Annotated in this window: 13 protein-coding genes; 9 read left to right on the top strand and 4 right to left on the bottom strand. The window is 62.2% G+C overall.

Annotated elements, in window-relative coordinates; all coding sequences use genetic code 11:
- The first annotated feature begins 99 nt into the window (after positions 1–99).
- The 5 genes from kdpB (at position 100) to GGU46_RS17800 (ending at position 7375) form a co-directional block, all read left to right on the top strand.
- Positions 100–2145 carry a potassium-transporting ATPase subunit KdpB gene (gene kdpB, locus GGU46_RS17820; RefSeq protein ID WP_183404915.1) on the top strand — a complete coding sequence of 682 codons (2046 nt, stop codon included), beginning with the start codon at positions 100–102 and terminating at the stop codon, positions 2143–2145.
- A gap of 169 nt (positions 2146–2314) precedes the next feature.
- Positions 2315–2866: a potassium-transporting ATPase subunit KdpC gene (gene kdpC / locus GGU46_RS17815; protein WP_183404914.1), complete on the top strand. Its 552-nt coding sequence runs from the start codon at positions 2315–2317 to the stop codon at positions 2864–2866.
- 180 nt (positions 2867–3046) lie between these two features.
- A complete protein-coding gene (locus GGU46_RS17810; protein ID WP_183404913.1) occupies positions 3047–4177 on the top strand; it encodes a porin in 1131 nt (376 codons plus the stop codon).
- A 248-nt stretch (positions 4178–4425) separates the two neighbouring features.
- Positions 4426–5592: a sensor protein KdpD gene (locus tag GGU46_RS17805; RefSeq protein ID WP_183404912.1), complete on the top strand. Its 1167-nt coding sequence runs from the start codon at positions 4426–4428 to the stop codon at positions 5590–5592.
- Positions 5593–5635: 43 nt separating this feature from the next.
- The gene (locus tag GGU46_RS17800; RefSeq protein ID WP_183404911.1) at positions 5636–7375 is read left to right on the top strand and encodes a HAMP domain-containing sensor histidine kinase; all 1740 of its coding nucleotides are present in this window, start codon (positions 5636–5638) and stop codon (positions 7373–7375) included.
- A gap of 161 nt (positions 7376–7536) precedes the next feature.
- On the opposite strand, the gene GGU46_RS17795 is transcribed toward GGU46_RS17800, so the two are convergent.
- Positions 7537–8547 carry a Gfo/Idh/MocA family oxidoreductase gene (locus GGU46_RS17795; protein ID WP_183404910.1) on the bottom strand — a complete coding sequence of 337 codons (1011 nt, stop codon included), beginning with the start codon at positions 8545–8547 and terminating at the stop codon, positions 7537–7539.
- 110 nt (positions 8548–8657) lie between these two features.
- Here GGU46_RS17795 and GGU46_RS17790 point away from each other — a divergent pair, with 110 nt between their 5' ends.
- The 4 genes from GGU46_RS17790 (at position 8658) to GGU46_RS17775 (ending at position 12552) form a co-directional block, all read left to right on the top strand.
- Positions 8658–9398: a class I SAM-dependent methyltransferase gene (locus GGU46_RS17790; protein WP_183404909.1), complete on the top strand. Its 741-nt coding sequence runs from the start codon at positions 8658–8660 to the stop codon at positions 9396–9398.
- 142 nt (positions 9399–9540) lie between these two features.
- Entirely contained in the window at positions 9541–10206 is a 666-nt protein-coding gene (locus tag GGU46_RS17785) for a GAF domain-containing protein (RefSeq protein ID WP_183404908.1), read from the top strand.
- Positions 10207–10345: 139 nt separating this feature from the next.
- Positions 10346–11506, top strand: a complete 1161-nt coding sequence (locus GGU46_RS17780) for a CaiB/BaiF CoA transferase family protein (RefSeq protein ID WP_183404907.1) — start codon at positions 10346–10348, stop codon at positions 11504–11506.
- Positions 11507–11715: 209 nt separating this feature from the next.
- Positions 11716–12552 (top strand): hypothetical protein, encoded by an 837-nt coding sequence (locus tag GGU46_RS17775; protein ID WP_246399086.1) that lies wholly within the window; start codon positions 11716–11718, stop codon positions 12550–12552.
- Positions 12553–12811: 259 nt separating this feature from the next.
- Here GGU46_RS17775 and trpS read toward each other — a convergent pair whose 3' ends face one another.
- The 3 genes from trpS to GGU46_RS17760 form a co-directional block, all read right to left on the bottom strand.
- On the bottom strand, positions 12812–13789 hold the full coding sequence (gene trpS / locus GGU46_RS17770) for a tryptophan--tRNA ligase (protein WP_183404906.1): 978 nt from the start codon (positions 13787–13789) through the stop codon (positions 12812–12814).
- 88 nt (positions 13790–13877) lie between these two features.
- Complete coding sequence (locus tag GGU46_RS17765; RefSeq protein WP_183404905.1) at positions 13878–14627, bottom strand: queuosine precursor transporter; 750 nt, start codon at positions 14625–14627, stop codon at positions 13878–13880.
- Positions 14628–14711: 84 nt separating this feature from the next.
- Entirely contained in the window at positions 14712–15629 is a 918-nt protein-coding gene (locus GGU46_RS17760) for a ribonuclease Z (RefSeq protein ID WP_183404904.1), read from the bottom strand.
- Positions 15630–15724 lie beyond the last annotated feature (95 nt).

The following is a 15724-nucleotide window of genomic DNA, read 5'->3' as shown; positions in this document are numbered from 1 at the left end:
GCACCCTACACAACTAGCCCACTAGAAAGCTAGAAGTTAGTTCCCCCTCTCTTCCGGAGAGGGGGCTAGGGGGTGAGGCGCCCGACAGCACGACTTTTCATGTCTAAAGAATCTCAATCCTTGTTTCAACCCGCGCTGGTGCAGGAGGCTATCAAACAGGCCTTCGTGAAGCTCGATCCGCGCGTGATGTTCCGCAACCCGGTGATGTTTACCGTAGAAATCGGGGCGGTGGTAATGCTGCTCGTGACGCTGGGGCTGCTCGTGCGGCCCGATGCGGCTCAGGGCTCTTTCGCCTACAACTTCACGGTGTTTGTAGTGCTGTTTCTGACCTTGCTGTTCGCCAATTTTGCCGAGGCCATTGCCGAGGCCCGCGGCAAGGCCCAGGCCGAAAGTCTGCGTAAAACCCGAGAGGAAACCCCAGCCCGCGTCATCGACGAAAAAGGCAACATCTCCTCGGTGTCTTCTTCCCAGCTCCAGAAAGGCCAGGTATTCCTGGTGGAGGCCGGTGAAATCATTCCCACCGACGGGGAAATTATAGAGGGGCTAGCGACCATCGATGAGTCGGCCATTACGGGCGAATCGGCCCCGGTTATTCGGGAGGCCGGCGGCGACAAGTCGTCGGTGACGGGCGGCACCAAGGTGCTGTCGGACCGCATTAAGGTAGTGGTGACCACGGCGCCCGGCGAGTCGTTTCTGGACAAGATGATTGCCTTGGTGGAAGGCGCTTCGCGGCAGAAAACGCCCAACGAAATTGCCCTGACTATTCTGCTGGCGGGTTTCACACTGGTGTTCATCATTGTGTGCGTGACTTTGCAGCCCTTCGCGGCCTACGCTAACACGCCCATTGCCATTGCCTCCTTCATTGCCTTGTTCGTGTGCCTGATTCCGACCACCATCGGCGGGCTGCTCTCGGCTATTGGCATTGCGGGCATGGACCGCGCCCTGCGCGCTAACGTCATCACCAAAAGCGGCAAAGCCGTAGAAACCGCCGGCGACATTGATGTGCTACTGCTGGATAAAACCGGCACCATCACCATCGGCAACCGCAAAGCCACCCACTTCTGGCCTGCGCCGGGGGTAGGGGAGCAGCAGTTCGTGGAGCTGGCTACCCTAGCCTCCCTCACCGACGAAACCCCCGAGGGCAAGAGCATTGTGGAGCTAGCCCGCGAACAGCAGATAAGCCCCGAGCAGCTGCAAACCCGCCTGCAGGGTGCCAAGCTAATCAAGTTCACGGCCGAAACCCGCAGCTCCGGCGTCACGCTGGCCGATGGCCAACGCATCCGCAAAGGCGCTTCCGATGCCATCCGCCAACTCGCCGCCAAAGCCAACCAGCCCTTCCCCCAGGAAACCACCCAGCGCGTAGAAGCCATTGCCAGCAACGGCGGCACGCCCCTGGTAGTTAGTGAAAACGACCGGGTGTTGGGCGTGGTAGAGTTGCAAGATATCATCAAGCCCGGCATTCAGGAGCGGTTTGAGCGCCTGCGCAAAATGGGCATCAAGACGGTGATGGTAACCGGTGACAACCCGCTCACGGCCCGCTTCATTGCCGAAAAAGCCGGCGTCGATGACTTCATTGCCGAGGCCAAGCCCGAGGATAAAATGACCTACATCCGCCGCGAGCAGCAGGAAGGCAAGCTGGTGGCCATGATGGGCGACGGCACCAACGACGCGCCCGCCCTGGCCCAGGCCGACGTGGGAGTAGCCATGAACTCGGGCACCCAGGCCGCCAAGGAAGCCGGCAACATGGTGGACCTCGACAACGACCCCACCAAGCTCATTGAGGTAGTTGAAATCGGAAAGCAGCTGCTCATGACCCGCGGCACGCTCACCACGTTCAGCATCGCCAACGATGTAGCCAAGTACTTTGCCATTGTGCCGGCCCTGTTCATGGTAGCCATTCCGAGCCTGGGCGCGCTGAATATCATGGGCCTGAAGTCGCCGCAGTCGGCCATTCTTTCGGCGGTCATTTTCAACGCTATTATCATTCCGCTGCTAGTGCCGCTGGCCCTGCGTGGGGTAGCCTACAAGCCCATCGGGGCCTCCGCGTTGCTGCGCCGCAACCTGCTGGTGTATGGCCTGGGCGGCGTTATTGTTCCCTTCATCGGCATCAAAGCCATTGACCTACTGGTAGGGCTGTTTTTGTAGAAAGCTGACATCATAAAAGCAACTGTCATCCTGAGCGGAGCGAAGGACCTTACTAGGTTCGCACGGTCATCGAACGACTTATTTCGCACGGTCATCGAACGACTTATTAATGCGTGCGTGATAAGGTCCTTCGCTCCGCTCAGGATGACAGATAATCAAAAAGAAACACATGAAACAACACCTGCTTCCCGCTTTCCGCCTGACCCTTGTGCTCCTGGTTATCTGCTGCCTGATTTACCCGGCGCTGGTATGGGCTGGGGCGCAACTGGCCCCGAACGGCGGCCAGGGCGAAACCATCAGCCACCGGGGCCGCGTGGTGGGCTACGATAACGTGGGCCAGAAATTCACCCGTCCGGAGTACTTCTGGTCGCGCCCCTCGGCGGTAGACTACAACTCGGCCGGCTCGGCCGGCTCCAACAAAGGTCCCAGCAACCCCGAGTACCTGGCCATGGTGCAGGCCCGCCTCGATACGTTTCTACTCCAAAACCCCGGTGTACCCAAAGCCCAGGTACCCGCCGAGCTACTAACCGCTTCCGGCTCCGGCCTCGATCCGCACCTCTCGCCCGCCGGAGCTGCCGTGCAGGTAGCCCGCGTGGCCCGCGCCCGCCAGCTCGACGCGGCCAAAGTACAGGCCCTGGTAGCTCAGCACACCCAGCACAGCCTGCTGGGCCCCGACCGGGTAAACGTGCTGCGCCTGAATGTGGCGCTGGATGAGCTGTAGAGACGCGACACTTCGCGTCTTGTCGTTGAACGGCCCAGCAGAACGCGGGTACACACAACATCAGCCAACAACGAGACGCGAAGTATCGCGTCTCTACAGCCCAGCTCGCCTACCTTCGTTTGATCGTATTCTTTCGTTCTTATTCCCTCTACCCGCCACACGCTACGGGTACTTCTCCACATGAAATCTACTTGCCTGCTTGCCTTCGGCCTGCTGTGCAGCGCAGCTGCTACCGCTCAAATCACCCCCGTTGCTGCCGATTCAGTCGTGACGCCGGCCGAGGCCCCCGCTACCCCGCCTGCCAACCCGCTTACGACGTACGGCTTTGTAGATGGCTATTATGGCTATGACCTCAAGCACACCGCTACCAACGACCGGCCCGGGTTCCTGTACTCCCACGACCGCCAGAACGAGTTTACGGTGAACAATGCCATCCTGGGCCTGCGCTACGACAACGGGCAGGTGCGCGGGGCCCTGGGCCTGCACGCGGGTACCTACGTTTCGGCCAACTACGCCGCTGAGGACCCGGTACTACGCCATATTTACGAAGCGTACGCAGGATTTAGGCCTTTCCAAAAGGCTTGGCTCGACGTGGGTATTTTCGGCTCTCACATTGGCTTCGAGTCGGCCATCAGCAAAGACAACTGGACGCTTACCAGGTCCATGATGGCTGAAAACTCGCCCTACTACGAGGCCGGGGCCCGGTTCACCTACGAAGTTGACCCCAAACTGACCCTCACGGCCCTGGTGCTCAACGGCTGGCAGAACATCCGGGAAACCAACCAGAAAAAGGCCGTAGGCACCCAAATTCAGTGGAAGCCCACTGAGAAGCTGCTTATCAACAGCAGCACCTTTTACGGCAACGAGCAGCCCCAGAGCCTGCAGAAGCGCCGCCGCTACTTCCACGACTTCTACGTGAGCTACGCCGCCACCAAGCGCCTGAGCGTGGCGGGGGTATTCGATGTGGGCAAGCAGGAGCAGGCCGCCCACGGCAGCAAGGCCGACACCTGGCACACCGGCGCCGCCTTCGTGCGCTACAAGCTGGCCGATAAATGGTCGGCCACGGCCCGCGCCGAGTACTATAATGCCGACCACGGTGTCATCATTTACTCGATTTCGCCAGTTCCCACCGATGCCGACTTCAAGGTGAAAGCCGCCTCCCTCAACCTCGACTACCTGCCCACCAGCAATGTGGTGTTTCGGGTGGAAGGTCGCGTGTTCCATTCCGGCCAGGATTTCCTTACTGACCGCAACGGCCAGCCCACCAGTTCCTACGGCAACCTGACCAGCAGCATCGCCCTTTCCTTTTAAGCTGTATCTGCAATAGAAACGAACGTGTCATGCTGAGCGCAGTCGAAGCATCTCTACCTCTGGCTAACTCATAAAGCCCGCCACGAAAACCGCTCCATAGCCCAGGGTTTAAACCCTGGGCTAGTGAATCACAACGAAGCGGTAGAGATGCTTCGGCTGCGCGGACGCCAGATCAGGCATGACAGATGGGTTGCCGAAAGAACGCCATTGAACTCCGCCATAAACACACCCTGCAACGCCTACCCCCCATGACCCCTGCCAACGATGACTCTCAGCTGCGCGACCAATCGGTGGAGCGGTTTCTGCGGCTGGTGCAGGAACCGCGACGCGGGCGGCTGAAGGTGTACATCGGGCTGGCGGCGGGGGTAGGGAAAACCTACCGTATGCTGCAGGAGGCCCAGGAGTTGCGTCAGCACGGCGTGGATGTGGTGCTGGGCTACGTGGAAACCCACGGCCGGACCGGCACCGTGGCTCAGCTGCAAAACCTGCCCCTCGTGAAGCGCAAAAATATCTTCTACAAGGGGCGCATGCTGGAAGAAATGGACGTGCAGGGCATTCTGCAGCGCCGGCCGGCGGTGGTGGTGGTCGATGAGCTGGCCCACACCAACGTGCCCGGCTCCGAGAACGAAAAGCGCTGGCAGGACGTGGAACAGCTGGTGCGGGCGGGCATTTCGGTGATTACTGCCGTGAACGTGCAGCACCTGGAAAGCCTCCACGACCAGGTCCTGCGCATCACGGGCCAGGACGTGGCTGAGCGAGTGCCCGACCAGCTCCTGAAGCTAGCCGACGAGGTAGTAAACGTGGACCTGACCGTGCCCGAGCTGCGGGCTCGCCTGGAGGAGGGCAAAATCTACGACCCGCAGAAGGTACCCACGGCGTTGCGTAACTTCTTTCAGCCCGAAAACTTGCTGCAACTCCGCGAGCTGGCGTTGCGGGAAGTAGCCGGGCAGCTCAGTCGGCAGATTGATACGGGCGCGGCCCCGGTGCCCGCCCCGCGCCGCAACCACGACCGGCTGCTGGCCTGCATCAACTCCAACGCCCCGGCCGCCCGCGAAATCATTCGCAAAACCTCTCGCCTCGCCGACCGCCTGGGCACGGCCACCTGGTACGTGCTCTACGTGCAAACCGCCCGCGAATCGGCCGACCGGGTGGGACTGGCAACCCAGCGCCACTTGCTGCGCAATCTGCAGCTGGCTACCGAGCTGGGCGGGCAGATCCTGCGGGTGAAGTCGGACGAGGTAGTGACGGAGATACTGCGCGTGGCCCAGGAAAAAGGCGCTACCCTGCTTATTTGCGGCGTCACACAAGAAAAAAGCTGGTGGCAGCGGCTAACCCGCCGGGGCACCACGGCGGCCCTGATCCGGGCCGTAGCCCGCACCGACACCGACCTGGACCTTTTCCTGGTAACCTATTGATGCTGCCCCCAGCCGCCGCCTGCTTCCTACCCCTGATTCGCTCATGAACCTCAAAACTAAAATCACGCTGGCGTTCCTGACCATGCTGCTCCTGCTGCTGGGCGTCAGTGCGTTTACCTTGTACTCACTCAACCGCCTGGACCGCAGCGCCCGCAACGTGTTGCAGGACAACCTGTACTCCGTGAATTTGGGCCAGCAAATGTTGCGGGCTCTCGACCAGATAGAGCGCCAGCCCTTGACCAATACCGCTGCTACAAGTCAGTTCGCTAAGGCTTTTTTGCGGGAAGCCGGCAACGTGACGGAGCCTGGCGAACAGGAGCTGGTGAATCAGTTGCAGCAGCGACTAACGCAACTGCAACAGCAGCAAGGTGCTTGGCAGCTGAAACGTGGCGACGTACCGGCCGTGGCTCCGGCCATTACGGGCCAGATGCGGCAGCTCACGTACCGCATCATCGACGTGAATACCCAGGCCCTCACGCGTAAAAACGAAGCGGCCAACCGCTTGGCTACCGAGCAGAGCGGCTACGTACTGGCCCTGCTCACGTTTGCCGTCCTGACCTGCCTGTTGTTTGTGCTGAGCGTGCCCGAAGCGGCCGTGAGTGGGTTGCGCAAGCTCTCGGCCAGCATCGAAAACGCTACCCACCAGGATTACTCCAACTCCATTCCGGTGGAAAGCCATGACGAGTTTGGCGGCGTAGCGCGGGCCTTCAACCGCCTGCTGGTGCAGCTCCAGGACTACCGCACCTCCACGCTGGCCCAACTGCTGGCCGAGCGCAACCGCATGGTTAGCCTAGTAAATAACTTGGATGAAGGCCTGCTGCTGGTGGACGAAAACCGCCGCCTGATTCTGGCTAACCCCGTGGCCCAGCAGCTCCTGGCCCTACCCCCCGAGCAGCTCGTAAACCGCCCCGCTGAGGAAATAGCCCAGCAAAACGACCTGTTCCGGGAGCTACTACGCCACCTGGATACGCCGGCGGCCCAGCGACCCACCGAAGCCGCCCCTGTCCTTACCCTGGCCCAGCACGATGAGGAAGCCTACTACCGCGTCAGTGTGAATGACGTGGTGAGCTTCAATGAGGCTCTGGATAAGATGGAGTTCGTGGGCTCCATTCTGACGCTGCGCAACGTGTCGGAGTACAAGAAGCTGGACCAGGCCAAGTCGAACTTTCTGGCTACGGTGTCGCATGAGCTGAAAACGCCTTTGTCGAGTATCAACTTCAGTTTGAAGCTGCTGCAAAACGGCAAGGTCGGGCCTGTGAATGAAGAGCAGCAGAACATTTTGGCCACCATCAAACAGGAAAACCAGCGCCTGCTGCGGCTGGTGGGGGAGCTGATTGACGTGTCGCGGCTAGAGTCGGGCAACATCCAGCTCAACTTCCAGGCGGCCCGCGTGACTGAGGTGGTGCAGTTTGCCGCCGCTACCATTCAGCTCCAGCTCCAGCCCAAGCAGCTCTCCCTCGACATCCAGATTACCGACACCCTACCCCCCGTGCGCGCCGACATCGAGAAAACCACCTGGGTGCTGCTCAACCTGCTGGCCAACGCCATCCGCTACTCCCCCGAGCAGGCGCAGATTCACATCCGGGCGGCCCTCACCACCGAGGCTCAGCCCCAGGTCCGCATCAGCGTGCAGGACCACGGTCCCGGCATTGCCCCGCAGTATCAGGAAAAAATCTTCCAGCGCTTCGTCCAGATTCCCAACCAGAGCGGCTACAAAGGCGGTTCCGGCCTGGGCCTAAGCATCGCCCGCGAGTTTATCGGCAGCCAGGGCGGACAGCTCTAGGTAGAAAGCGAGCTGGGCAGCGGCAGCACCTTCAGCTTCACGCTACCCGTGGCGGGGTGAGGTGCTCTGTCTCCTGTTATGAATTCCATCAACGACTGTCATTCCTCGCGGGGCCCGGAATGACAGCTACCTTAGCCTACCGGCTAAGGCACTACTTCCCGCTACTGCGCCAGGATTTCCAGCTGCCAGCGCAGCTCATCGGCCCGAATGGGGTAGGGAACTCCCTGCCGCAACGTCTGATGCACGTCCTCAAACAGGCCGGGGTAGTTGCCGCGCGGAGCGGCAAGTGTGGTCACGGTTTTCTCGCCGTTGCCGACTACCACGGTCAACTCGCCGGTGCTGGAATCTAGGCCGTAGGCGGCATCGGTGGGCAGCAGGCCCTGGTCGAGTTGGGTTTCCTGCCCGTCGGTGCGCTGTTTCTGAAAGGAGCCCAGCGTGCCGTGCAGCACGTAGGCCGGCACCGGGGCGGCCGTCAGCAGGCTGCCCGCCACAAATACGTTCAGGCCGCCGGGGTAGGCGAGGTGGAAGTGGAAGTAGTCGTTGACGCGGGAGCCGGGGCGGTGGCAGCTCAGGGTGTTGTGCACCCGCTCGGGCCGCCCGAACAAGCTCAGAGCCTGGTCCAGCACGTGCGGGCCCAGGTCAAAGCTCAGGCCGCTGCCGGGGGTAGCGGGGTCTTCCTTGAACACCTTGGCGTTGAGCGCCGCCTTGTACCGGTCGAAGCGGAAATGCACTTCGGTAATGCGGCCCAGCTGCCGGCTTTCCACTACCTCGCGCACCAGCTGAAAGTCACTGTCCCAGCGGCGGTTCTGGTAGGCCAGCAGGTGCAGGCCGCGCTCCTTCGCCAACGCCAGCAGCTCATCCAGCTCCGCGAGAGTGGTGGTTACCGGCTTTTCGATGAGTACGTGCTTGCTGGCCCGCAGGGCTTCGCGGGCCAGCTCGAAGTGGGTGCCGTTGGGCGTATTGATGATGACCAGCTCGATTTTAGGGTCGGCCAGCAGTTCGGCTACGCTGTCGTAACTGATAACGCCGGGGTAGAAGTCAGCTACTTGCTTACGGCTGCGTTCCACCACGGCCCGCAGCTGAAAGCCCGGGTGGGTAGCCACGAAAGGGGCGTGAAAAATGCGGCCCGACATGCCAAAGGCCAGCAGGCCGGTTTGAATAGGGTTGCTCATGGAAAGAGAGGTAGGAGGTAGCAGCACTACGGCAGTGCCCGCCAAAAAGCCGTAAACAGTACCGGCCGCTGGCGGCGGCCACAAACAAACGCACAAACCACCAAACCCCGATGCCCACCCTCGACCGTTTTTCCAGCCAGGCCGAACTCTACGCCCGCTACCGCATCGACTACCCCCCGGAGCTGTACCAGTGGCTGCTGCCCCAGGTGCCCGGGCGCCAGCGGGCCTGGGACTGCGCCACCGGCAACGGGCAGGTAGCCGTGGTGCTGGCCGGGCACTTTCAGCAGGTAGAAGCCACCGACCTTAGCGCCTCGCAGCTGGCCCAGGCCCCCGCCCGGGCCAACATCACCTACCAACCCTCAACCGCCGAGCACGCGCCCTTCCCCGCCAGTCACTTCGACCTGATAACCGTGGCCCAGGCCCTGCACTGGTTTGAGTTGGCGGCGTTTAACCAAGAGGTAAACCGGTTGCTGCGCCCCGGCGGGGTAGTGGCCGAGTGGGGTTACGGACTGGTGCAAGTAAGCCCGGAGCTGGACCCGCTGATTCGGGAGTTTTACGCCGGCACCATGCGGCCCTACTGGGACAACAACCGCTGGCACATCGACGACGAGTACGCCCGCCTGCCCTTTCCGTTTGCCGGGGTGCAGCAGGCCCGGTTCGCGGTGCATCGGCAGTGGTCGGCGGAGTGGTTTCTGAACTACCTGCGCACCTGGTCGAGCGTGGTGAAGTACGAGAAGCAGCACGGCCACGACCCCGTGCCGGGCATTGCCGACGAGCTAACCCAGCTGTGGGGCCCCGGCGAGCGGACCGTAGCGTTTCCGGTATTCGCGCGGCTGGGCCGCCGGGAGTAGGCGCACCCGGGCGGACGGGGGGGGGCGGAGCTGGCTGGGCGGCGGGCCGGAGGGCCCGGCACAGGAGCGGCCTTGGCTGACCGGCACTTTTATGCTATCTTCGCTGAGCCGCGCGGGCACAAGGCGCCGCGGTGTATATGCTATGCTACAAGGCCAACAGGAGCGCCAACGGGCGCTGCAAGCCTACGATATTCTCCATTCCGCCCGGGAAAAGTTATTCGATGATCTGGTAGAGCTAGCCGCCTATATTTTCAGCGTGCCCGTGGCGCGCATAGCCTTCGTGGGGGCGGCCGAGGTCTGGCACAAAGCCAGCGTGGGAATGCCGGCCCAGGAGTCGATGGGGCCCGAGCACACCCTGTGCTCCCGGGCGGTGCTGGCCGAAACGCCCGTGCTCGTCTTCCAAGACCTGCCCGCTGGGCAAGCTACCGCCGCCACCCGCGAGCGGCGGGTGCGCTTCTACGCCGGGGCTCCCGTGTGCACCACCCAGGGCCTGGCCATTGGCACGGTATGCTTGGCCGGCTACGAGCCCCGGCAGTTCAGCCCCGCCGAGCAGCAGGTGCTGCGCCAGCTCGCGGCCCTGGTGATGCAGGCCCTGGAAGCCCGCCAGGAAACCCGCACGAGGGCTGGTGAGCAGGCCTGGGAGCACCGGCGCGAAGCGGCCGAAGCGGCCCTGCACAATCAGATGGCCGTGGTGCGCTACCTCAAGGCCCGCGGCGCCGGGCAGGTGCCCGTGCCCCCCGACCTGCTGGAGCCCATTGCCAAGCGCCTGGAGGAAGTAGCCGAGGCGCTTCGTCAGCCCGCCCCCTAATCGGGCCCGCTCGAAGTTGGCTGCCACCGGGGGCCTGCTGCCCTGCCCGTCCGGGCGGGGCAGCGGGGGCGGCGCGCATTTTCGCGGCCTTGGGCGCGCCCGGCTATCTTGCGGGCTGATGTTCGTTTGCTTCTCCCCAATGACTCCCGTTACTACCCCTCCCCCGGCGGCGGATTCTGCCCCGCTACCCCTCAGCGGCCTGCGCGTGCTGGAATTGGCTTCCGTGCTGGCCGGGCCGCAGGTGGGGCAGTTTCTGGCCGAGTTAGGCGCCGAGGTACTGAAGATTGAAGCGCCGGCCGGCGACGTGACCCGCACCTGGCGCACCGCCGCCGAAGCTCCCGATACTACCGTTTCCGCGTACTTCAGCTGCGCCAACTGGGGCAAGCGCAGCCAGATCATCGACCTCGCTACCCCCGCCGGCCGCGCCGAAGTGCACCGCCTCGCCGCCTCCGCCGACCTCATCCTGGCCAGCTACAAGCCCGGCGACGCCGAGAAGCTGCAAGTGGATTACGCCACCCTGTCGGCCCTGAACCCGCGCCTGATTTACGGCCACATCACCGGCTACGGCCCCGAAGCGCACCGCGCCGGCTATGATGCCGTGCTGCAGGCCGAAACCGGCTTCATGCACCTGAATGCGCCCGGGCCGGGCCAGGAGCCTCAGAAGATGCCGGTGGCCCTCATCGACCTGCTCACCGCTCACCAGCTCAAAGAAGGACTACTCACGGCCCTGTACCAGCGCGAGCGAACCGGCCGGGGCGCCCTGGTGCAGGTGTCGCTCTGGGATAGTGCCCTGGCTTCTTTGGCCAACCAGGCGGCAACTTACCTTGTCACGGGCCACGACCCCCAGCCCTTGGGCTCGGGTCACCCCAGCATTGTGCCCTACGGCACCGTGTACACCGCCCAGGACGGGGTGCGTCTGCTGCTGGCCGTAGGCGCCGACCGCCAGTTTCAGCAGCTGTGCGCGGTGCTGGAGCGCCCTGAGTGGGCCACCGATGCGCGCTTTCACACCAACACTAGCCGGGTAGCCCACCGCGCCACCTTGGAGGAAATGCTGCGCCAGCGCATTGCCCAGGTGCCCGGCGCCGCGCTGCTGGCGGAGCTGGAGCGCCGGCTGGTGCCCGCCGGCGCCGTGCGCACGGTGGAGGAGGCCCTGCGCCACCCAGCGGCCGCCGCTATGCTCTTGCCCGCCACCCCGGAGTTTGCCCACCCAGGCCTGCGCACGGTGGCGTTCCGCAGCAACGCCTGGCCGGTGGCGGCCCACCTGCTGCCCCCACCCGCGCTGGATGGTGCGCCCGAGTAGCCAACCACTTTTTCCAGTGGAGCCTTCGGGAATACAGACGATTGGTAGCTAAGCAAAATCCGCCGGAGCGGTGCGGCGGGCCCGAATCTGCCTCCAGCGTAAACTCCTACCCCCGGCCTTTCCGTAAGTACGGGCTTATAAGGTTGCCATACGGGGCAGCCGTTTTTTCACCGCCGCGCCGGTTATTGCCGCCGCTGATTTGCTTTTTCATGGAAGATACGCCCCCTACCACGTCTGCTGCCGCGCCGCTCCGGCCCGAGGACGCCGCGCCCAGTGCTCCGCTAACCACCACGGGCTGTCCCAACTCCGACGGGCTGCCGACTCACGCGCCCGGCGAGCCGGGTCCTACCCCCGAAGACCGCCTCGACCAGATTTTCGAAGGCCTCAGGCAGAAGTCCTCGGTCAAGCAGGCTATCTACCGCAACACCCTGGCTACCTTCGACTTGCTGCGCAAGGTGTCGCAGGAGCTGGTGGTGGAGTTGAGCCGCAAGATCACGCCCGTCGATTCGACGGTGGTGATTGAGTACCGGCCGGTCAACGACATGGAGTTTCACATTCGCTTTTCCGGCGACCTGTTGGTATTCGTGCTGCACTCCAACATCGTCACCTTTCCCGAGGACTATGGCCCCATGGAAACCAAGTACGTGCAGGACGATTTCCGGCGCCGCTTCTTCGGGCACATCATGGCCTACAACTTTATGGCCGACAGCATCAAATACCAGCGCATGAACGACCCCGGCTATCTGGTAGGCCGCCTGCTGGTCAATATTGATAATCACTACTTCCTGGAGGGTGTGCAGCAGCTGGAGTTGCCCGATAATGATATGTCGGACAACCGCATTACGGCGGATGCACTCAAACTCTTCGTGGAAAGCGCCATGATTGCCGCCGTCAACAACGATTTGATTGCCCCGCCCCTCGACGACATCCAGAAAATCAGCGTGAAGCAGAAGCTGGAAAATCAGCAGGTCAGCCGTGCCCGCAAAGTCGGCTTCAGCTTCTCCCACGAGCAGCCCCACATTACCATCGACGGCCTGCCGTATTAAAAATCGTCATGGCGAGGAGGCACGACGAAGCCATCCGTCCTCTGCTTGTGACAAGCTCCGTAACGTGACAAGCCCCTGACGTATGGTAGCGTCAAGGGCTTGTCACGTTTCAGTGAGTGGCACGTTGGTCAGGAAGGATGGCGTCGTCCTGCGTCCTCGCCATGACAACAGGGCAAGGCTTGTCACGTTTCAGGGGGGTAACACGTTGGTCAGGAAGGATGGCGTCGTCGTGCCTCCTCGCCATGACACGCTTCCCCGCTTACCGTACCGAGTACCCGACCTTCTCGCGTACTTTATTGAGAATGGTAGTGCCGTAGGCCTGGGCTTTGCGGGCGCCTTCGGCCAGCTGGCGGTCAATTTCCGGCAGGTTGTTGATGTAGAAATTGAACTGTTCCCGCTCCTGCGCAAAACGGGTGCGGATCAGCTCGTAGAGGGCCGTTTTGGCGTGCCCGTAGCCGTAGCCGCCGCGCAGGTAGTTCTGGCGCATTTCTTCTACCTGCTGGGGTGAGGCCAGCAGGGAGTACAGCTTGAAGGTAGTATCGGTGTCGGGGTTTTTGGGCTCCTCCAGCGGGGTGCTGTCCGATACGATGCTGCGGATGGTTTTGAGCAGGGTCTTATCATCCACGAAAATGTCGATGATGTTGCCGTAGCTCTTGCTCATCTTCTGCCCATCGAGGCCCGGAATGGTCATCAGCTGCTCATCCACGCGGGCCTGGGGCAGCACGAAGGTTTCGCCGTAGCGGTTGTTGAAGGCCGAGGCAATGTCGCGGGTAATTTCCAGGTGCTGAATCTGGTCCTTGCCCACGGGCACGAACTCCGCGTCGTAGAGCAGAATATCGGCGGCCATGAGCACGGGGTAGGTAAACAGGCCCGCATTCACGTCGGAGAGGCGGTTGCTTTTATCCTTGAAGGAGTGTGCATTCGCCAGCATGGGGTAGGGCGTAAAGCACGAGAGGTACCAGGTCAGCTCCGTTACCTGCGGCACATCCGATTGGCGGTAGAACAGGTTCTTCTCGGTATCGAAACCGCAGGCCAGCCAGGCAGCCGCCACCGCGTAGGTGTTCTGGCGCAGCGTGTCGGCGTCGCGCACGGTAGTTAGGGAGTGCAGATCGGCAATAAACAGCAGCGACTCGTTGGCGCTCTGCTGCGACAGCTCAATGGCCGGAAGAATGGCGCCGAGCAAGTTGCCTAAGTGCGGGCGGCCCGTGCTCTGGATGCCGGTAAGGATGCGGGACATGAATCAGTTATGGGTTGTCAGTTGGGAGTTGTCAGGAACGGATATCGAGTTGACTGGCAACTGATAACTCGCAACTGGCAACTCAAAATTACACGCTACTATCAGCGGCGGCTTCCTGCTGTAGCTCTAGCGTTTCATCCTGGCCCAAATACCCATCAATGAGGTAGTGGGCCAGGTAAAGCAGGGGCGTGAGCAGGATAGCCGCCGCGAATTTATACCAGTAGTTGGTGTTTGCCACGCTCAGCACCTGCTCAAAGGTCCAGTTGCCAAACACGTAAAACGCCACAAACAACACCACGAAGGAATCGACGAGCTGGGAAATCAGCGTGGAGCCGGTGGCACGCAGCCACACGTAGCGCCCGCCCGCTACCCTCCTAAACCATTGAAACACCGAGGCATCCAGTACCTGCCCGATAATAAAGGCCGTAATAGAACCGATGATAATACCCAGGCCCTGGCGGAAAATGCTCTGGTAGGCAAACTCAATATCAAAGGCCCGCCCCTGGGTGTCTTTGCTATTGACATCGAGCCAGAACTGGGCGGGGGGTAGCTTGGTGGTGGCCAGAATCACGAGGAAAGCATACAGAATCAGGCCCACGGTGAGGAAGCTCACGCGCAGCACGCCCTGCCGCCCGAAATACTCGTTGATAATATCGGTGGTGATGAATACTACGGGCCAGATGATAACCCCCGCCGTGAGGTTGCCGGGCAAACCCAGCAGAGCATCCACCGAAAAAATCTTAACCCCGATTATTTCTGCCAGCAGCGCATTGACAATGAAAATGCCGCTAAGGACCAGGTAAAGCTGCTGTTTCTTTTGCGTAAACGAAGGGGCCATGAGAGGGGAGAAAACGGGTGCGGAGCGGAAAAGTGCTACCCCCAGCCGGGGGCGCAACCTCAAACCAGCAAGCAGGCGCCAGGGTTATTCGGCCACGCTTACGCTGAGGCCTTCCACGGCCAGCTCCGTCCACTCAAACATGGTCTTGGCCTCGGCCAGCAGGGGCTGCAGGTCGCGGTAGCGGCTGGAGAAGTGCCCGATGAGCAGGCGGTGCACCTCGGCGCGGCGGGCCAGCAGCCCGGCCTGGCGGGCCGTAGAGTGGTGCGTAACCAGGGCCCGGTCGCGCAGCTCCTCCAGAAAAGTAGCCTCGTGGTAGAGCAGATCCACGCCGCGCACCAAGTCGGCCAGGCTTTCGGTGTAGAGGGTATCGGAGCAGAAGGCGTAGCTGCGGGCGCGTTTGGGTTCCTGGGTTACCCGGGGGTTGTGCACCAGCAGCTGGCCTTGCTCGTCGCGCACATCGTCGCCGAGGGTGAGGGCGTTTAGCTGCTGGGGCGTGAGGCCGACGGGCAGCAGGTCGGGCAGCAGGCGGCGGCGCTTGGGCTTTTCCCGGAACAGGTAGCCGCAGCACGGAATGCGGTGGCGCATGGGCAGGGTATGCACCGTCAGGTTTTTATCCTCAAACACCTGGGCGTGCCGGGTGGTATCCACAGGCGTGAAATCCAGCTCGAAGCTCAGGTGGGTGTAGGAGTGCCGGAACTGGGCGGTGAGCACCTCATCGAGGCCGGGCGGGCCGAACAGGCGCAGGGGCTCGGTGCGGCCGTTGAGGTGCATGGTGCCCAGCAGCCCGAAAAGCCCGAAAAAATGGTCGCCGTGGAGGTGGCTGATGAAAATGGTCTGGATGCGCTGGTGCCGGATTTTGTGCTCCATCAGGCGGCGCTGGGTGCCTTCGCCACAATCAATGAGATAGGGCGTGCCGGCCACCGTCAGGACCTGCGCCGTGTGGTGGCGGTCCAGGAACGGGGTGGCGGAGGCACTGCCCAGAATTTTCAGCTCAAACTCCAAAATCAGCTGTTAGCTGTCAGCGGGGGGCCGGCAGCCGGATTAGTGAAAGAAAGGCGGCAGGCGGCCCGAAGTGTCGGCTGCCGGAAAAAGAAAAA

Origin of the sequence: Hymenobacter latericoloratus, from assembly GCF_014199535.1 — a bacterium.
GTDB lineage: Bacteria > Bacteroidota > Bacteroidia > Cytophagales > Hymenobacteraceae > Hymenobacter > Hymenobacter latericoloratus.
This window is presented reverse-complemented; position numbering and strand designations above follow the sequence as displayed.